Below are 17875 nucleotides of genomic sequence, written 5' to 3' on the forward strand. Positions count from 1 at the left end.
CCGCGCGCGGCTCACGCATCCGCGCCATCCTGGTACACGTTGAAGCTGCGGGCCGGCGACGCCGAAACGCCGCGGGTATCCATGCCAGCCACTTTCTGCGCGCCATCGACGAACGGGTCGATATTGCGCGCCGGATCGGCGGAAACGCCAGTGCGATCCAGGCCAGCGATGCGGGCCCCATCGGTGAACGTATCGAGCTTGCGGGCGCCGTCGACGAACGGGTCGATGCTGCGCGCCGGATCGGCGGATACGCCAGCGCGATCCAGGCCGGCGATGCGCGCGCCATCGGTGAACGTATCGAGCTTGCGTGCGCCGTCGACGAACGGGTCGATGCTGCGCGCCGGATCTGCGGAGGGACCAGTGCGGTCCAGGCCGGCGATGCGCGCGCCATCGGTAAACGGATCCACCATGCGGGCGCGGGCGCCATCGGTGAAGGCGTTCACGGGCGCAGTGCGCGCCCCGTCGCTGTAGATGTCGCGCACGCTGGTGGCGCCGTGGGCAGCCGGGCTGGCGGCTTGGGCGCTGCCCAGGGCAAGCACCGCGCCGGTGATGGCGGCGGCAAACAGTGACTTGGTGAACGACTTGGTGAGGTTCGGGTACATGGCAATCTCCAACTGGGTGAATGTGCCCATTCGTCGCCGCCACCCACAGAAACTTACAGGTTTTTATAGATTGTTTGCGCCGATCCGTCCGCCGCATCCCCGTGCGGCGCCCCGGCCACCTAACCCCCCCGTCAAAAGTATGAACCCGGGGCTGAATCCAGCCAAAAGCATATCCCCCCAATACCGTGGCGATCTCCAACCTCCGGCCAGTGTCGGCAAGCGCACGCATGACGCTTAATACGTTAACGGGTCAAGCCCGGCTGCGTGGCATACCGAACAGAGAAAAAACCAAACGGCTGGCGCAGCAGCCGCGACCTTTCGACTTCGGGAGACAACGGGATGATCGATACCGAACTGGATCTGGCCGCCAATCACTTGCTAGGCGCCCTGCCGCCGCACGAGCGCCGCTTGCTGCTGCCGCGCCTGGATAGCGTCAGCCTGCGCACAGGGCAACTGTTGAGCGATTCCGGCCAGCGCATCCGGCATCTCTATTTCCCGAGCACGGCGGTGATCTCGATGATGTCGCTGCAGGAAAGCGGCGCCACCGTGGAACTGGCCTCCGTGGGCCGCGAGGGGCTGGTGGGACTGCCCGCGCTGACCGGCGCCGAGACCATGCCCAACCGGATCGAGGTACGCAGGAGCGGCACCGGGTTTCGCGTCGCCGCGAGCGACCTGCGCACGATCTACCCCGAGCTGCCCACGCTGCAGCGCATGGCCCTGCTCTATATGCAGGCGTTGCTCACGCAGGTGTCGCAGACGGCCGTCTGCATCCGCCACCACTCGCTGACCACGCAGTTGTGCCGCTGGCTGCTGCTGGCGCTGGACCGCTCGCCTTGCAATGAGCTCGACGTGACCCAGCAGACCATTGCCGACATGCTTGGCGTGCGCCGCGAAGGCGTGACCGAAGCGGTGGGCAAGCTGGCGGAGCTCCAGATGATCCGCCACAGCCGCGGCCATATCACCGTGATCGACCGGGCTGGGCTGGAGGGCTTTTCCGGCGAGTCTTACCGCATCGTGCGCAACGAGTTCGACCGTTTGCTCCGCCGCGCGGCCGGCTGATGCGGTGGTGAATCCGCCAGGCCGTCAATCCTGCGGCAGCGCCTGGTAGGCGGTGGCAAGGTGATATGGCGTGGTCGAAGGCATCTCCGCCCGCTCCACCTTGCCGGCAGGCGAGAGGCACTCATGCCAGCCGCCTGCGTGCAGGAATCGCGCCGGGTAGGCTTTCAGCCAGGCCTGCAGGTGCGCCAGCGCCACGCTGTCGCCGCGCACCGCCAGCGCCCGCGCGAATTCGGTCTGCGCCCAGATGCGCTGGATCGGGTCTCTGGGCGAGCCATCCAGATGCAGCGCCGCGGCTACGCCCATGGTGCTGGTGTCAACGCCGTGCTGCATGGCAAAGCCGAAGGCGCTTGCCAGCGCTTGCGCAAGCCCGGAGCCGTCGAACAACGCGGGCGCGCTGGCAAGCAGCGAGAACCACTCGAACTGATGGCCGGGCTCGACCCGGTTGCCAGCGCGATCGGTGCACATCGGCAATTCGGCAATGCAACCCGTCGCCGGATCGACAAAGGTGGCCAGCACGGCGGCGGCAATGCCCGCCAGCCGGTCCGCATAAGAGCGCTCCCCGGTGACCTCGAACGCCGCCAGGTAGGCCTCGGTCAGGTGCATGATCGGGTTTTGCTGGGGCGCCCCGCCCAGTGGGCGAAAGTCCTGCGCTAGCGCCGCATGGTACAGGCCATCCGCGGTGGCGAAACGCGCCTCGATCAGCCGTGTGGTGCCATCCAGCAACGCACGCGCCTGCGTGCTGCCCGACCGCTTGAAATACGCCGCGCAGGCAAAGACGACGAAGGCGTGGGTGTACAGGTCCTTGGTGGTATCCAGAGGCTGTCCCTGCGCATCGATGCTGTAGATAAAGCCGCCCTGCCCGCCATCGGCAAAGCAGCCCCCGAGCGATGCGAACAGGCGCGCGGCATGGGCGGCCTCATCGGTGCCATCGCACTGCGAAAACACATAGAGCTGGCGCGCGCAGGCCATGGCGCGGTAACGCGCCACCGGCAGAGGCTGCTGGTCGGCGCCGGACAGCGCCTCATAGGGCAGCTGCATCGTGGCGTTCCAGCCCGGCCCGGTCCAGAGCGGCAGGACGACGCCATCGTAGTGCGCGCGCAATGCGGCGAAGGAAGCGGCCTCGGGATCAGCACCAGTGGTGGCAAGGGGTGGCGTAACGTTCATGCGGAAAAGGAAATCGGTAAGAGGCGCGTATCTGCCACCCGTGGAATATACCTCAGCCCGCCAGCTGGCCTTCCCGAGCTGCGATGGCGGCCGCTGAGTGCCGCCTTCGTCCTACTAGCTCTTTTACGCCGACGGCAAGCTTGATCCCGCCAGTAAATCGCCTAACCTTACGGCGTGGCCCCTTGAATCGATCGCCGCGGTAAGCGGCTTTTGCGCCGTATTCCGCGCCTGCCGCGGCGTCCTGGCCACATTCCTGGTTTGTGCAGGTGACATGGACGGAGGGCTCCCCCCGCCTCCCGTCCAGTCCGTTCTCCAAGCACTTTCGGCCCGTCCGGAGCCCTCCGGAGGTCGCGCCCATGCTCCATGGGAGAGCAAGATGGAAAAGCCGGTTGTAAGCCCCTTGCGTTTTGTCGAACTACTCAACGCCAGGCTGCCCGCCCATCCCCTGTATCAGGAAGGGATGCGCGTGTACGCCATTCCCAATCATTCGGAACACCCGCACAGCCTGGTCTGCGTAGGCCCGCGTGGCGTCAAGGGCGTCTGCGCGACGGTGGAGTTGATCGTGCGCGGCGAGTGCGAGATCTTCCCCGACATACCAGGCGACTGGCACGGCTCCCACCACGGAACGGTCCGCGCGTCGCACCGCTAGGGCTGCTCCACCCTCACCCGTACCCTCATCCTCGCATCCTGCTCAAACCCGATCCAGCTTGCGGTGAGGCTCGGGCGGCAGCGTCACGCGAATCGCGTCGTGCGCGCGCACCAGTCCGCCGGCCAGGACAATGCCCATGATGCCGGCCTTGCGCACCAGCTTGCCTTCATCGTCCCGACCCAGCACCCGCGCAAGCAGGCCCGGCTGGAAGCGCTCGATCTGCGCGCAGGGATTGCGCAGCCCGGTGATCTCGACCAGCGCGGTCTCGCCCAGGTGCAGCCGCGCGCCCGTTGGCAGCGCCAGCAGGTCGATGCCCTGCGTGGTGATGTTCTCGCCCAGCGCGCCGGGCGCCACCGCATGGCCTGCGGCTTGCAGCATCGCCTGCAGCTCCACCGATAGCAGGTGAACCTGCCGCAGGTTCGGCTGGCTGGGGTCCACCGCCACGCGGGAACGGTGCTTGACGGTTTCCCCCAGATGCGCGTCACCCTCCACGCCCAGCCCGGCCAGCAGGCGGATGACTGGCGTCACCGTCTTGCTGAAGGTGTGCGTGGCACTCAGGCTTACCGCGGCCACACTGCCCGCCTGCGGCGATTCGGCCCACCCGTTGCCAATATCGGCCGCCATGGTCATGCTGCCGCGCGGCTTGGTTCGCCTGGTGCGTCGGGCGCCGGCATCTGGACCACCCCCGAGCTGTCAGCCGCCAGGGCGCCCGCCGGATAGCGCGCGGCAAACACCAGCCGGCCCGATGACCACGTATGCGTGACCAGCGGCTGGCCGGCCACCATGGCGACCGCCACCAGGTCGGCACGCAGCCCGGCCCCGATGCGCCCGCGATCGGACAAGCCGCAAGCCGCGGCCGGGTTGGCGCTGACCAGCGCGGCAGCCTGCGGCAGGCTCAGGCCAGCGAGGCGTTCCGCGGCAAAGGCGGCGGCAATCAGCGTGGATGGCTGGTAGTCCGAGCACAGGCAGTCCGCCACCCCGGCGTTGATGGCGTCGATGGCACGCATGGAGCCACTCTGGCTTTGGCCGCGCAGCACGTTGGGCGCGCCAAGGATGGTCGGCAGCCCCTTTGCCTTGGCGGCCTGCGCCGTCTCCAGGTTGATCGGGAACTCGCTCATGCGCACGCCCAGCGCATGCATGGTGGCAATACGCTGTGCCGAGTCGTCGTCATGGCTCGCGGCCGGCACCCCTGTGCGCGCGGCCAGTGACAGCAGGCGTTCAACCCGGTCCAGTGCGCCGTCCTTCTCCACCAGTTTCTTGGCGGCGGCGGCATGGGCCTCTTCGCGGCTCATGGCGTGGTTGCCCATCATGTAGGCCAGGTAGGCCTCCAGTGTCTTGAACTGGCCCTGCCCGGGCGAATGGTCCATCACGGAGACCAGGTCCACCAGGCCGGATTCCACCAGTTGCTCCAGCACCGGCAACGCGCTGGCGTCCGTGACCTCATAGCGGCAATGGATGCGGTTATCCACCAGGCTGTGGCCGCGAAAGGCGGCGACGGCGCGCACGAGCTCGCCGGCCGTGTCGAAATTGCGCACGCCGAACGAGTTACCCGCGAACGAGACCGCGTGGTAAGGCGTGGTGATGCCCGCTGCGGCGTTGCGGCGATCGATCTGCGCCACGGCAAAATCCAGCGGGAACATCACCCGCGAGCGCGGCTCGGCTTCTTTCTCGATGGCGTCGCAATGCAGGTCGACCAGGCCGGGCAGCAGCGTCTGGCCACGCAGGTCGATCACCTGGGCGGCACGCGGCACGGCGGCGGCATTGGGCTCGATGGCCGCGATGTGGCCGTTATCGATCAGCAAGGCGCTGTCGGCTAGCACGCCGTCGGGCAGGACGATTCGTGCATGAGTCAGGTAAGCAGGAAGCATGGTCGGTTCCGGGAGCGATTGGGAACGAGTGAATACGGGAAAAATGAATGGCTCAGCCCGCGACAGCCGCAAGCTTGCCGACCGGCGCAGCCTCCATGACAGCCGGCGGGTGCAATGGCAGCAGCCTGGTGGCCACCGTCTCGCGCACGGCTTCATCGTGGAAGATGCCGACCAGGCACCGGCCCTCGGCCAGCGCCTCGCGGATCAGCGCCACCACCACCGCGCGGTTATCCGCGTCGAGCGAGGCGGTCGGCTCGTCGAGCAACAGCACCGGATGGCCGCCGATCAGCCCGCGCGCAATGTTCACGCGCTGCTGCTCACCGCCCGAGAACGTCGCGGGCGGCAGGCTCCACAGCCGGCCCGGCACCTGCAGCCGCGCCAGCAGCACCGCGGCACGCTCGCGCGCTTCGTCGGCACTGGCGCCACGCTGCTGCAGCGGCTCGGCCACCACATCGAGCGTGCTCACGCGTGGGATCACATGAAGGAACTGGCTGACATAGCCAATCACCTCGCGCCGCAATTGCAGGATGCGTTGCTCCGGCGCGCGGGTCAGCTCCACCCACGCGTCGTTGTCACGGATGCGGATGCTGCCTTCGGTGGCCAGGTAGTTGCCGTACAGACAGCGCAGCAGCGTGCTCTTGCCCGCGCCGGAACTGCCGGCCAGCACCAGGCATTCGCCGGCGGCAGCGTCGAAATCGATGGCCTGCAGCACGGGCAGGCGCGTGCCGCCCTGGTTGTGCAGGATGAAGGTCTTGCCGAGGCCGCGCACCTGGATGCGCTGGGCGTCGGCGGCCGTGCTTTGATGGTGGTAGGCGTCTTGCGTCATGATCAGCCCTGCAGAATGGAAGACACCAGCAACTGGGTGTACGGGTGGTGCGGATCGTCGAGGATCTGGTCGGTCAGGCCGCTTTCCACCACGCGCCCGCCCTGCATCACCAGCGTGCGGTGCGCCAGCAGGCGCGCCACGGCGAGGTCGTGGGTGACGATGATGGCAGCCAGCCCAAGGTCCGCCACCAGCCGGCGCAGCAGGTCGAGCAGGCGGGCCTGCACGGAGACATCGAGCGAGGCGGTAGGCTCGTCCATGAACACCAGGCGCGGATGCGTCACCAGGTTGCGGGCAATCTGCAGGCGCTGCTGCATGCCGCCGGAGAAGCTGGTCGGCGCATCGTCCAGGCGGCCCAGGTCGAGCTCCATCTTTTCCATCCACGTGCCAGCCACTTCGCGCAGCTCGCCATAATGGCGCCCGCCCACCGCCATCAGGCGCTCGGCGATATTGGCGCCGGCGCTCACCCGCATGCGCAGGCCATCGCGCGCGTTCTGGCGCACGAACCCCCAGTCGGTACGCGCCAGCAGACGCAGCCGTGCGTCGGACAGCGTGGCGAGGTCAACCAGCCCTTGCTCGCGGGTGTCGTAGCAAACGCTGCCGGATTCCGGCGCGGCCTGCCATGACACCGCCTGCAGCAAGGTGCTCTTGCCCGAGCCGGACTCGCCCACCACGCACAGCACTTCGCCGGGGAACAGATCGAAGCTGACATCGTGGCAGCCATGCACGCCGTCCCAAGTGCGGGTCAGGCCGCGCACGGACAACAGCGGCTGGTGCGGATCGGTGCGGCTCATGCGGCCTCCTTGCGTGCGTGGGCGGCGGTGCCGTTCGGCCCGGTCTCACCCTGCTCCTGGCGCGTGGCGCAGTACTCGGTATCGGAGCAGACGAACATGCGCCCGCCCGCGTCGTCGGTGATGATTTCATCGAGATAGCTGTCGGTGGAGCCGCATAGCTCGCAGCAGCCATCCCACGTCTCCACCGCGAACGGATGGTCGTCGAAGTCCAGGCTCTTCACGCTGGTAAAGGGCGGCACCGCATAGACTCGTTTCTCACGCCCCGCGCCGAACAGCATCAGCGCCGGGCTGTAGTCCAGCTTGGGGTTGTCGAACTTGGGGATCGGCGACGGCCGCATCATGTAGCGCTGGTTGACCATCACCGGGTAGTCGTAGGTGGTGGCAATGCGCCCATGGCGGGCAATGTCCTCGTAGAGCTTGACATGCATCGCGCCGTACTCGGCCAGCGCGTGCATGGTGCGGGTCTCGGTCTCGCTCGGTTCCAGCCAGCGCAGCGGCTCCGGGATGGGCACCTGGAACACCATGATCTGGCCCTTGGCCAGCGGCGTTTCCGGAATCCGGTGGCGGGTCTGCACGATGGTGGCTTGTGCGGTGCGCTCGGTGGTCTGCACGCCGGTCACGCGGCCAAAGAAGCGGCGGATATTGATGGCGTTGGTGGTGTCGTCAGAGCCCTGATCGATCACCTTGAGCACATCGTCGCTGCCGATGATGGAGGCGGTGACCTGGATGCCACCGGTGCCCCAACCGTAGGGCAGCGGCATCTCGCGGCTGCCGAAGGGCACCTGGTAGCCGGGGATGGCCACCGCCTTGAGCAGCGCGCGGCGCAGCATGCGCTTGGTGGATTCGTCCAGGTAGCCGAAGTTGTAGTGTTCGTCGCGCACGACGGTGTTGGCATTGGTGTCGGTCATGATGCGATGGCCTCCTGCGCCAGCACTTGGGAGATGACGGCATCGTCTTGCCCGGGCGGCGTGGGCGCCGGGGACGGCACGCCCTGACCGCGCTCGGCGCGCAGGCGGCGCAGCAGTTCGAGATTGGTCTGGAAATCCACGTAGTGCGGCAACTTCAAGTGCTGCACGAAGCCGGAGGCCTCCACGTTGTCGCTGTGGTAGAGCATGAACTCCACGTCGTTGGCGGGCGCGTCGGCGGCCTCGCCCAGTTCGGCGGCGCGCATGGCGCGGTCGGCCAGCGCCATCGACATGGCCTTGCGCTCGCCATAGCCGAACACCAGGCCGTAGCCGCGCGTAAAGCTCGGCCCTTCCTGCGCGTTGCCAGCGAACTGGCTCACCATCTGGCATTCGGTGACCTCGATCTCGCCGATGGTCACGGCAAAACCCAGTTCCTCCACGAACAGTTCCACTTCCACCTCGCCGTAGCGGATCTCTGCCGCGAACGGGTGCGAGTTGCCGTAGCCCCGCTGGGTGGAGTAGCCCATCGACAGCAGGAAGCCTTCATCGGCGCGGGCCAGGTTCTGCAAGCGCGCCGGACGCGCCGCGGGCAGCGCCAGTGGCTCGCGCGTGAGGTCGGGCGGCGCGGGATCGTGCTCGGGCACGGTCTCCGGCTCGATCAGCGACTCCTGGCGCAACAGGTCCGTCACGCGTGGCATGCGCGCATCCAGCGTGGTTGCCGCAGCCGGCAGCGGCGCATTGTCGCGCTCGGCTTCCAGTGTGAAGTCGAGCAGGCGCTGGGTGTAATCGTAGGTCGGCCCCAGCACCTGCCCGCCCGGCACGTCCTTGAAGGTGGACGAGATCCGGCGCTGCAAGCGCATGGCGCCGGTATCGAGCGCCACCGAATAGCCAAAGCGCGGCAGCGTGGTGCGATAGGCGCGCAGCAGGAACACGGCTTCGATCAGGTCGCCCGCGGCCTGCTTGATCGCCAGCGCGGCCAGGTGCGGGTCGTACAGCGAGCCTTCGGCCATCACGCGCGACACGGCCAGCGGCATTTGCTCGCGCACCTGCGCCAGTGTCAGCTCCGGCACGCGGCGGTCGCCGCGGCGGTAGTCGTCCAGCATGCGGTACGAATTGAGGATGGCGCGCTCGCCCCCTTTGACGGCAACGTACATGTCAAGCCTCCGCTTGGGTGGTGCGCGGCAGCGCGCACAGGGCGCTGCCACTGGTCAGCAGCACGTCCACGCCGAGCGGGAAACGCGCATGGTTGGCCTGCCACTGGGTCCAGAAATCGGCCGGCAAGCCTTGCACGGCCAGCGTGGCGTGGGTCTCGATGCCCGGGCCGCGCAGCGTGACCTTGGGGCCGCCGTTCAGCGAGGCGACCTCGATCAGCAACGTGGCGGAGCGGTCCGGGTACGCCGGATCGCCCTGGGCGCAAGCCACCAGATCGGGCACGGCATGGCCGGCCGGCACCGCCACGAAGGCCGCCTGCGCCACTTGCTCCACCAGCGGGCAGCCGCAATGGAAGCGCAGGAAGGCGCGCACGCCCTCGGGCGTCTCGGGCGGCAGCCACAGCGGCGTATCGCTGTCGACCAGCGCGAGCAGCAGCGCGCTCAAGGCCGCGGACAAGCCCTGCGGCACGCCGCACGGCTCGGCCAGTTCGCCGATGCTGCCCGGGTGGGACATGGCATGCAGCGCGGCGCGGAAGGTCCGCTGCGCCGATTGCACCGCATCGTCGAAGCCGGGCAGCAGCATCGGCGCAAGCGCGCCGTGCCGCCCCGGGGGCACGTTGTCGTATCCGGCCGTCTGGGCGGCAATCGTTTGGCCTGGCATCTCAGTCCTCTCCACGCACCATGGTAAAAAACTCCACCTTTGTCTGCGCCGCCACGGCGGCCTTGTGTTCGCCTTGCGCCGTGCGCGCCCGGGCCAGCGGCGCGACCACTTCGGCCTGCACGCGCGCATGCCAACCGGGCAACTGCAGCAGCGCATCCAGCACGGCGATCTGCTCCGCCTGGGCGTGGGTGCGGCCTTGCACGTAACCCACCCCGACCACGCCCGGCTCCAGCGTCACCGCGCAGCGCGTCACGCTGACCTCCCCGAGGTTGAACTGCGCCCCCGTGCCGCCGGCGCGCCCCCGCACCATGGCCATACCGCTCTCCGGCTTGCGCAGCAGGCGGTAGGCCGGCAGCGCGCCGAGGCGGCCCACGGCCTGCGCCAGGGCATCCGGAGCGGCCAGAGCCAGCACGCGCAGCCAGGCGGCTCGGGCCGCTTGAGCCGCTTGAGCCGCTCGCTGCTGGGCCGCCGCCCCTGCCTGCGTGCCCGCTTCGGTATCGGTTCGATCCATTTCACATCCCCTATACGTCTATACGTTTAGATGTAGAATACCATCCATGGCCGAACTACAACACAGCCAGATGAAGCTTTCATGACGCCCTGCCGTGCGCTTCGGCCCCGTGCACGGCATGGCCAGGTTGAGGCACAATCGCATCCTATTGAAGCACGCAAATGATTAACGCAGGATGACGAAAAGGCAGGACACGATGGTGGAACAGGAAGTCGAGCGGGGTTCGGGAGTTGCGGTATGGCGCCAGATCGGCGAGGCCCTGGCGCTCGACATCCGCAACAAGCTCTATGTCCCGGGCGAGCGCCTGCCGCCCGAGCCGGAGCTGGCCACGCGTTTCGCCGTCAACCGCCATACCATCCGCCGCGCCATGGGCGAGCTGGAGCAAAACGGGCTGGTGCGCATCGAGCAAGGCCGCGGCACCTTCGTGCAGGAACACGCCATCGACTACGCCATCGGGCGGCGCACGCGTTTTTCGCAGAACCTGGCCAGCCAGGGCATGCGCGGGCACATCGAGGTGCTGGAATCGCAAACACTGCGCGCGCCCGAGATCGCCAAGCACCTGGGCCTGGCGCGCAGCGCGCCCATCCTGCGCGTGCAGATGCTGGGCAAAGCCGAAGCCCGCACCATCGACGTGGCCGAGCATTATTTCGATGCCACGCGGTTTCCGGACATGGACGCCGAACTGCGCGCGCGCCTGTCGATCTCCAAGGCGTTCGCCCATTACGGCATTACCGATTACACGCGCAAGTGGTCGCGCATCACCGCCGCCATGCCGACGGCGCCGGTGGCCCGCCAGCTCAACCAGCCCAAGACGCGGCCGATCCTGCAGGTGGAGGCGCTCAACGTCGACCTGGAGGGCGCGCCGCTGCAATACAGCGTGGTGCGCTTTGCCGGCGACTGGGTCCAGCTGACCGTAACCGACCAGGACTAAAATGCGCAATCGTCCGCCGTTTGGGATACACGCCCTACCGATCAAATTGGTCTAGACATCTGTTTGTCATTTGCCCGCGCTAAGGTCGCCAGCATGGATACCAATCACGCACCTCACCCCACCCTTGCCGGCCTGAGCGGCCGCCGCGTTCTCACCGCCAACGGCATTGCGCCGGCCGCCTTCGCGTTCCGCGACGGTTGCCTGGCGGGGCCGGCCAGCACGGCAGGGCCTGCCCTCGATGCGGGCGACCTGCTGGTGCTGCCCGGCATCGTGGACATTCACGGCGACGCCTTCGAGCGTGCCGTGATGCCGCGCCCCGGCGTGAGCTTTCCGTACACCAGCGCGCTGTTCGACGTGGACCGCCAGTTGCTCGCGCATGGCATCACCACCGAGCTGCACGGCGTGACGCTATCGTGGGAAGGCGGCCTGCGCGGCGAGGCTTACGCCCAGCGCATGTTCGACGGCCTGGAGCGCATGCGCGGCACCCTTGGCGCGCAGCACCATGTGCACCTGCGCTTCGAGGCACATCACCTGGCCGGGCTGGAAACCGCGCTGGCCTGGATCGATAGCGGCAAGGTGCGCTTCCTGGCCATCAACGACCACCTGCCGCTGATGGCCACCCGCCTGCACGACGCGCGTAAGCTGGCGCAGTACGCGGACCGCGCGGAGTGCGATCCGGTCATCTTCCGCCAGCGCCTGGAGCAAGCAGCCGCGCAGGCAAGCGAGGTGCCCGAAGGCGTGGCCCGGCTGATTGCCGCCGCCCGTGCCGCCGGCCTGCAGGTCGCCTCGCACGACGACGGCGACGCCGCCACCCGCCAGCGCTATCACCAGCAAGGCTGCACCGTGGCGGAATTCCCGCTCACCGTGGATGTGGCCCGCGCCGCCCACGCGCTGCGCAACCACGCTGTATTCGGCGCGCCCAACGTGATCCGCGGCGGCAGCCACACCGGCGCCCCGGATGCCACCGAGATGATCGCCGCCGGGCTGTGCAACGTGCTGGCCTCCGACTACTACTACCCGGCGCCCCTGCAAGCCGCGTTCCGCGTAGCACAGCTCGGCGTGCTGCCGTTGCCGGCCGCCTGGGACCTGGTCTCGCGCAACCCGGCGCGCGCCGCCGGCATGAACGACCGCGGCGCGCTCAGCCCCGGCCTGCGTGCCGACGCCATCATCGTCGACGACCGCGATCCCGCCCTGCCCCAGGTCTGCGCCGCCATTGTCGGCGGTGTGCTGCACCACGCCACGCGTGCCTTCCCGCTGGTGCAGGCCAGCGGCGAGCGGCGCGCGGCCTGACCCGCATGACCAGGATGCCGAGCCCGATGTCGAACAATCCATTGCCACAGGCTTACCGCTACGCCATCTACCTCAACCCCGCCGCGCCCTTTCGGCTGGTGGGCGAGCAATGGCTGGGCCGCAGCGCCGAAACAGGCGAGGCAATTGCGCGTACCGTACCCAACGATGCCCGCCGCATTGCCCGCATCGCCCGCTGGACGGAAGCACCGGCCCACTATGGCCTGCATGCCACACTCAAGGCCCCGTTCCGGCTGGCGGATGGCCAGACGCCTGCCGGGCTGGACGCCGCCATGCGCGTCTTCGCGCTGGACCGCCAGCCCTTCGCGGTACCGCTAGCGCTGCACAATCTGCGGGGCTTCCTGGCCTGGTGCCTCGGCGGCGACGCCAGCGCCAATGCGCGCATGCACGCGCTGGCAGACGCAGCGGTGCGCGAGTTCGACAGCTTCCGCGCACCGCCCACCCCCGCCGAGCTGGCACGCCGCAAGCCAGGGCAACTGAGCGAGCCAGCCCGGCGCATGCTGGATGCGTGGGGCTACCCGTACGCGTTCGAGACCTTTATTTTCCACATCACGCTCACGGGGCTGCTCGACCAAGCCGAGCAGGACAGCGCCATCGCCATGCTGCAGGCCGCGAGCGGCCCGCTGCTGCTGCAGCCGATGACGGTACGCGACGTCAGCCTGTTCGTGCAGAGCGCGCCGGACGCGCCCTTCCTGGCCGCCCGCCACTATGGCTTTGACGGCAGCACCACCGATGCCGCCGGAGCGGTCCTGCTGGAAGCCACGGCATGAGCGCCAAGGCCATGCGCACCGCGGTGCGCGCCAACATCGCCGCGCCCTGCGCCGAAGCCCCGCGCGGCAGCGGCCTGGTTTACCTGATGGGGCCCTCCGGCAGCGGCAAGGACTCGCTGCTGCGCGTGATGCGCGACAAGTTGCAGGATGATGCCGGCGTACGCGTGGCGCAACGCTACATCACCCGCGCCAGCAGCGCCGATGAAGACAGCGTGGCGATCACCCCCGCAGCGTTCGAGCACCGCGTGGCGCAAGGCGGCTTTGCGCTGCACTGGCGCAGCCACGGCTTGTGCTACGGCATTGGGACCGAGCTTGACGACTGGCTGGCGCAGGGCTTGTGCGTGGTCGTGAACGGGTCACGCGAGCACCTTGCCGCCGCCCACGCGCGCTATCCGGCCCTGCACGCCGTGCAGGTCAGCGTGCGCCTGCACGTGCTGGGAGAGCGCCTGCGGCTGCGCGGCCGCGAGGACGAGCAAGCCATCGTGCGGCGCCTGCAGCGCGCCGGCGAGCCGTTCGCCGTGCCGGCAGGGTGCCGGCTGACGGTGATCGACAACAGCGGCGCACTGGAGGACGCGGCAAGCGCGTTGATGCGGCTCACGCACGAGCGCACGCGCCAGCACCAGAATCAGCAACAGCCGTAGGGTCCCGCTCCGGGCCCGCCACCACCCCGGCATCATGCAGCCGGCCTACGGCGGCGCCATCCAGCCCCAGGACTTCATGCAGCACCTGGTCGGTATGCGTGCCCAGCAACGCAGCAGGCATGGTTGCCTCGCGCTCCATCGACGCAACCCGCACCGTCGCGCCGGCCGCAAGATGTTCGCCGATCCCTGGGGTCGCAATGCGCTCGAACACCGGATTGGCAAGGCTGACACGCGGATCGCCGGCCAGCAACTCGCCGACCGTGCTGTAGCGGCCCCAGCAGACCTTGCGCGCTTCCAGCAAGCGCTCCGCCTCTGCCTGCGTGCGGGTGGCAAACCAGGGTGCAACCAGTTCGGCAATGGCCTCGCGGCAGGCAAAGCGATCGGCCTCGTCGCCCAGGTTCAGGCCCGTGCGCTGCTCCAGCGCAGTCACCTGCCCGGCGATGCCGCAAGCCTCCACCAGCGCCTTCCATTGCCCCGCCGAGATCGCCGCCACCATCAGGCGGCCGCCGTCCAGCGTGCCAAAGTCGCGGCCGAAGGCGCCATACAGGTGATTGCCGATCGACGGCCGCTCCTGCTGCAGCAATTCGGCCTCGGCCAGCAGGCCAAGATGCGACAGCATGGTAAAGGCCATGTCGGACAACGCCAGCTTCAGCTGCGCGCCTGCGCCCGTGCGCCGGCGTTGCTCCACCGCGGCGACCACGGCAAAGGCGGCCTGGTAGGCGCAAGCAATGTCCCAGGCCGGCAGCACATGGTTGACCGGCCGCTCGCGCGACCCGCCGCCGGTGACAGCCGGATACCCGGTGGCGCAATTGACGGTGTAGTCCACCGCCGTGCTGCCGTCGCCGTTGCCCTGGATGGTGCAGCTGATCATGTCCGCGCGCCGCGCGGCCAGCGCCTCGTGCGCGAGCCACGCTGTGCCGATATTGGTCAGCAGTACGCCCGCATCCGGCCCGGGCGCCGTCGCCAGCGCCTGCACCAGTTCACGCCCTTCGGGCTTGTGCAGGTCGACCGCGATGCTTCGCTTGCCCTTGTTCAGCGCGGTCCAGTACAGGCTGCGTCCCTTGCCGCCGGCCTGCGGCATGCGCGGCATGCGCATGTAGTCAATGCCGCCGCCGATCATGTCCACGCGGATCACGTCAGCGCCGAACTGGGCCAGCGTGAGGCCGGCCAGTGGCGCCGCGATAAAGGCCGAGCTTTCGATCACGCGCAGCCGGTTGAGGAATGGATAGGTCATGGGAGCGGTCCGGTCCGTAGTGGCGTAGTGGCGTAGTGGCGGCGTCAGGCGCGCTCGAATACGGCGGCAATGCCCTGCCCGCCGCCGATGCACATGGTTTCCAGGCCGTAGCGCGCACCGCGCCGGCCCAGCTCGTGCATCAGCGAGGTCATGATGCGCACGCCGGTGGCGCCCACCGGATGCCCCAGCGAGATGCCGGACCCGTTCACATTGAAGCGATCCGGATCATTCCAGCCCCAGCCCTTGGCGCAGGCCAGCGCCTGGCAGGCAAAGGCTTCGTTCAGTTCCACCAGGCCCATGTCGTCAAAGCCCAGCCCGTTCTTGCCGAACAGCTTCTTGACGGCTGGCACGGGGCCAATGCCCATGTGCGACGGCTCGCAACCAGCCACGGCCCAGCTATGCAGGTAGCCGATGGGCGCCAGGCCAAGCGCTTCCAGCTTGTCTTCGGCCACGATCAGGCAGGCGGCGGCGGCATCGTTCTGCTGGCAGGCGTTGCCGGCAGTGACGATGCCGTCCTTCATCAGGGGCTTGAGCCGTGCGAGCTGCTCAATGGTGAGATCCCCACGGATGCCCTCGTCCTCGCTCACGATCAGCGCCTCGCCCTTGCGCTGCGGCACGCTGACCGGCACCACTTCCTGCGCGAACTTGCCGCTGGACCAAGCGGCAGCGGCGCGCTGATGGCTGCGCAGCGCAAAGGCATCGGCCTCCTCGCGCGAGATGCCGTAGTCGCGTGCCAGGTTCTCGGCTGTCTCGATCATGCCGGAGATGCGGCCGAAGCGGGCTTCGGGCTGCGAGCGTTCGCGCCCGCGCTCCAGACGGTCGTGGAACTTCACGGTGCCGGCGCGCTTGCCCCAGCGCATGTCGGTGGTGTAGTACTCCACGTTGCTCATGCTCTCGACGCCGCCGGCCATCACGACATCGGCGACGCCGGTCTGCACCATCATCGCAGCCGTGGCGATCGCCTGCAGGCCGCTGCCGCAGCGGCGGTCCAGCTGCATGCCGGCAACGCTGATCGGAAAGCCGGCCTGCAGCGCTACCCAGCGGCCGGTGCAAGGCACTTCGCCGTTGGCGTAGGAATGCGCGAACACCACATCCTCGATACGGGCCGGATCCAGGCCCGTGCGCTCGACCACGGCGCGCGCCACGGTAGCGCCAAGTTCTTCGATAGCGATACTGCGCAGGCTGCCGCCGAACGCGCCGATGGGCGTGCGCAGCGGGGAGACGATTGCGGCTCGTTTCATGATGGCATCCTTTGTTCTTGATGCAGTTCGTCAGTGCCGAACCGCGGGGTTTCCCTGGCGAAGAAGGCACGCACGCCTTCCTGCGCTTCCTTGGAACTGAAGACGCGGTCCGACAGCGGCAGCGCCTGGCGCATCGCCTCGTCTTCGGTGGTGTCAAAGCTCAGGTCGATGGCCTGCTTGCACAGCGCCAGCGCCAGCGGCGGGCGCTGTGCCAGCGTGGCCGCCAGCGCCAATGCCGCTTGCAGCGCCTGGCCCGGCGGGGCCACGCGGTTGACCAGGCCCCAGGCCAGCGCGGTGGCTGCATCGATAGGCTCGCCCAGGAACATCAGCTCCTTGGCGCGCCCTTCGCCCACGCGCCGCGTGACGCGCACCGGGCCGCCGCTGCCGGGGAACACGCCCAGCTTGATCTCGGGCAGCGCGAAGCGCGCCGTCTCGTCCGCCACGATCAGGTCGCAGCAGACCGCGATCTCCAGGCCGCCGCCGAACGCCAGGCCATTGACCGCCGCCACCGTCGGCTTCGGGAAATCGTCCAGCCGCCCGAACACCGCATGCTGCAGGGCGAGCTTGCCCGGCACGATCTGCCCGGGCCGCATCAGCGGCCGGAACTCGGCGATATCGGATCCCGCGCAGAAGGCACGGGTGCCGGCGCCGGTCAGCACCACGGCGCGCACGGCGGGATCGCGTTCCAGCGCATCCAGCGCACGGTCAAGCGCCTCGGTCAAGCCACGGAAAACCACGTTCAGCGGCGGGTTGTCCAGCGTCAGCGTAGCAATGCCGTCTTTGGCGGAGCAACGCACCGGCCCTGCCGAGATCTCAGCCATAGCGCCCACCGGTGACGTGCAGCACCTCGCCGGTAATGAAGCTGGCGCGCTCCGAAGCCAGGAAGGCCACCGCATCGGCGATGTCGCCCGGCCGGCCAACCCGCTTGATCGGCTGCGCGGCGACGGCCCGCTCCTTGATGGTCTCGTAGGTGGGCAAGGCCTGCACCATCTCGGTTTCCATGAAGCCAGGCGCCACGCAATTGACCGTCACGCCGTAGCGCCCTTCCTCCAGCGCCAGCGCCTTGGCCATACCGATCAGCCCGGCCTTGGCCGCCGCGTAATTGGCTTGCGTGGGATTGCCGAAGTGCGCGCGCGAGCTGATATTGATGACCCGCCCCCAGCCTTGTTCGATCAAACGCGGCATCACGGCCTTGGTAGCCAGGAAAGCGCCCTTGAGCATGACCTCCATCACCAGGTCCCAGTCCTCCTCGGTCATCTTGACGAGGTACTTGTCGCGCGGAAAACCGGCGTTATTGACCAGGATGTGCACCCCGCCAAAATGCGCGACGGCTTCATCCACCAGCCGCTGCACGTCGGCGCCCTTGGTGATGTCGGCGACGATGCAATGCGCCTGCAAGCCATCGGCGCGCAGCGCGGCGGCCGTGGCTTCGGCCTGCTCGCGCAGGATGTCCGTGATCACCACCTTGACGTCCTCTTGCGCCAGGTGGCGTGCCGTAGCCGCGCCCAGCCCGCGGGCCGAGCCCGTGACGATGGCGACTTTGTCCTTGATCTGCAGGTCCAT

Annotated in this window: 20 protein-coding genes; 6 read left to right on the plus strand and 14 right to left on the minus strand. The window is 68.4% G+C overall.

The annotated features are described in order from the left end of the window. Positions 1 to 11: 11 nt before the first annotated feature. A complete protein-coding gene (locus AC07XB_RS20695) occupies positions 12 to 602 on the minus strand; it encodes a copper resistance protein CopQ (RefSeq protein ID WP_492807183.1) in 591 nt (196 codons plus the stop codon). A gap of 339 nt (positions 603 to 941) precedes the next feature. Between AC07XB_RS20695 and AC07XB_RS20700 the strand changes: the two genes are divergently transcribed. Then, positions 942 to 1661, plus strand: a complete 720-nt coding sequence (locus AC07XB_RS20700) for a Crp/Fnr family transcriptional regulator (protein ID WP_492831073.1) — start codon at positions 942 to 944, stop codon at positions 1659 to 1661. Between the two features lie 24 nt (positions 1662 to 1685). On the opposite strand, the gene AC07XB_RS20705 is transcribed toward AC07XB_RS20700, so the two are convergent. Next, positions 1686 to 2825 (minus strand): AGE family epimerase/isomerase, encoded by a 1140-nt coding sequence (locus AC07XB_RS20705; protein WP_492807181.1) that lies wholly within the window; start codon positions 2823 to 2825, stop codon positions 1686 to 1688. A 376-nt stretch (positions 2826 to 3201) separates the two neighbouring features. Here AC07XB_RS20705 and AC07XB_RS20710 point away from each other — a divergent pair, with 376 nt between their 5' ends. Then, on the plus strand, positions 3202 to 3474 hold the full coding sequence (locus tag AC07XB_RS20710; protein ID WP_174423701.1) for a hypothetical protein: 273 nt from the start codon (positions 3202 to 3204) through the stop codon (positions 3472 to 3474). A gap of 42 nt (positions 3475 to 3516) precedes the next feature. On the opposite strand, the gene AC07XB_RS20715 is transcribed toward AC07XB_RS20710, so the two are convergent. The 8 genes from AC07XB_RS20715 to phnG form a co-directional block, all read right to left on the minus strand. After that, the gene (locus AC07XB_RS20715) at positions 3517 to 4098 is read right to left on the minus strand and encodes an MOSC domain-containing protein (protein ID WP_492372015.1); all 582 of its coding nucleotides are present in this window, start codon (positions 4096 to 4098) and stop codon (positions 3517 to 3519) included. Positions 4099 to 4100: 2 nt separating this feature from the next. Next, positions 4101 to 5342, minus strand: coding sequence for an alpha-D-ribose 1-methylphosphonate 5-triphosphate diphosphatase (locus AC07XB_RS20720; protein WP_492831072.1), 1242 nt, complete (start codon positions 5340 to 5342; stop codon positions 4101 to 4103). 52 nt (positions 5343 to 5394) lie between these two features. Further along, positions 5395 to 6168: a phosphonate C-P lyase system protein PhnL gene (gene phnL / locus AC07XB_RS20725; protein WP_492372017.1), complete on the minus strand. Its 774-nt coding sequence runs from the start codon at positions 6166 to 6168 to the stop codon at positions 5395 to 5397. 2 nt (positions 6169 to 6170) lie between these two features. After that, entirely contained in the window at positions 6171 to 6959 is a 789-nt protein-coding gene (phnK, locus tag AC07XB_RS20730) for a phosphonate C-P lyase system protein PhnK (protein WP_150989340.1), read from the minus strand. Next, a complete protein-coding gene (locus AC07XB_RS20735) occupies positions 6956 to 7867 on the minus strand; it encodes an alpha-D-ribose 1-methylphosphonate 5-phosphate C-P-lyase PhnJ (RefSeq protein ID WP_492372018.1) in 912 nt (303 codons plus the stop codon). The genes phnK and AC07XB_RS20735 overlap by 4 nt, the downstream gene beginning before the upstream one ends. After that, positions 7864 to 9018, minus strand: coding sequence for a carbon-phosphorus lyase complex subunit (locus tag AC07XB_RS20740; RefSeq protein ID WP_492372019.1), 1155 nt, complete (start codon positions 9016 to 9018; stop codon positions 7864 to 7866). Before AC07XB_RS20740 ends, AC07XB_RS20735 begins: the two co-directional genes overlap by 4 nt. A 1-nt stretch (position 9019) precedes the next feature. Next, positions 9020 to 9598 carry a phosphonate C-P lyase system protein PhnH gene (gene phnH / locus AC07XB_RS20745; RefSeq protein ID WP_492831076.1) on the minus strand — a complete coding sequence of 193 codons (579 nt, stop codon included), beginning with the start codon at positions 9596 to 9598 and terminating at the stop codon, positions 9020 to 9022. 79 nt (positions 9599 to 9677) lie between these two features. Next, on the minus strand, positions 9678 to 10187 hold the full coding sequence (phnG, locus tag AC07XB_RS20750; protein ID WP_492372020.1) for a phosphonate C-P lyase system protein PhnG: 510 nt from the start codon (positions 10185 to 10187) through the stop codon (positions 9678 to 9680). Between the two features lie 196 nt (positions 10188 to 10383). On the opposite strand from phnG, the gene phnF reads away from it, so the two are divergent. From phnF to phnN, 4 genes are all read left to right on the plus strand, one after another. Next, the gene (gene phnF / locus AC07XB_RS20755) at positions 10384 to 11118 is read left to right on the plus strand and encodes a phosphonate metabolism transcriptional regulator PhnF (protein WP_492372077.1); all 735 of its coding nucleotides are present in this window, start codon (positions 10384 to 10386) and stop codon (positions 11116 to 11118) included. Positions 11119 to 11211: 93 nt separating this feature from the next. Beyond that, positions 11212 to 12408 carry an alpha-D-ribose 1-methylphosphonate 5-triphosphate diphosphatase gene (locus AC07XB_RS20760; RefSeq protein WP_492372021.1) on the plus strand — a complete coding sequence of 399 codons (1197 nt, stop codon included), beginning with the start codon at positions 11212 to 11214 and terminating at the stop codon, positions 12406 to 12408. A 26-nt stretch (positions 12409 to 12434) separates the two neighbouring features. Next, positions 12435 to 13196 carry a DUF1045 domain-containing protein gene (locus tag AC07XB_RS20765; protein WP_492831071.1) on the plus strand — a complete coding sequence of 254 codons (762 nt, stop codon included), beginning with the start codon at positions 12435 to 12437 and terminating at the stop codon, positions 13194 to 13196. An 11-nt stretch (positions 13197 to 13207) separates the two neighbouring features. Next, complete coding sequence (gene phnN, locus AC07XB_RS20770; protein WP_492372078.1) at positions 13208 to 13837, plus strand: phosphonate metabolism protein/1,5-bisphosphokinase (PRPP-forming) PhnN; 630 nt, start codon at positions 13208 to 13210, stop codon at positions 13835 to 13837. Here phnN and AC07XB_RS20775 read toward each other — a convergent pair. Genes AC07XB_RS20775 through AC07XB_RS20790 form a run of 4 tightly spaced genes read right to left on the minus strand, consistent with a single transcriptional unit; the run spans position 13791 to position 17875 of the window. Next, complete coding sequence (locus tag AC07XB_RS20775; RefSeq protein ID WP_492807175.1) at positions 13791 to 15071, minus strand: CoA transferase; 1281 nt, start codon at positions 15069 to 15071, stop codon at positions 13791 to 13793. The two genes, phnN and AC07XB_RS20775, sit on opposite strands and share 47 nt — an antisense overlap. A 44-nt stretch (positions 15072 to 15115) precedes the next feature. Next, on the minus strand, positions 15116 to 16312 hold the full coding sequence (locus tag AC07XB_RS20780) for an acetyl-CoA C-acetyltransferase (RefSeq protein WP_492831070.1): 1197 nt from the start codon (positions 16310 to 16312) through the stop codon (positions 15116 to 15118). After that, complete coding sequence (locus AC07XB_RS20785; protein WP_492372025.1) at positions 16309 to 17133, minus strand: enoyl-CoA hydratase/isomerase family protein; 825 nt, start codon at positions 17131 to 17133, stop codon at positions 16309 to 16311. The genes AC07XB_RS20780 and AC07XB_RS20785 overlap by 4 nt, the downstream gene beginning before the upstream one ends. Further along, complete coding sequence (locus AC07XB_RS20790) at positions 17126 to 17875, minus strand: SDR family NAD(P)-dependent oxidoreductase (RefSeq protein WP_492372026.1); 750 nt, start codon at positions 17873 to 17875, stop codon at positions 17126 to 17128. The genes AC07XB_RS20785 and AC07XB_RS20790 overlap by 8 nt, the downstream gene beginning before the upstream one ends.

This window comes from Cupriavidus sp. GW821-FHT02F09 (assembly GCF_059421605.1).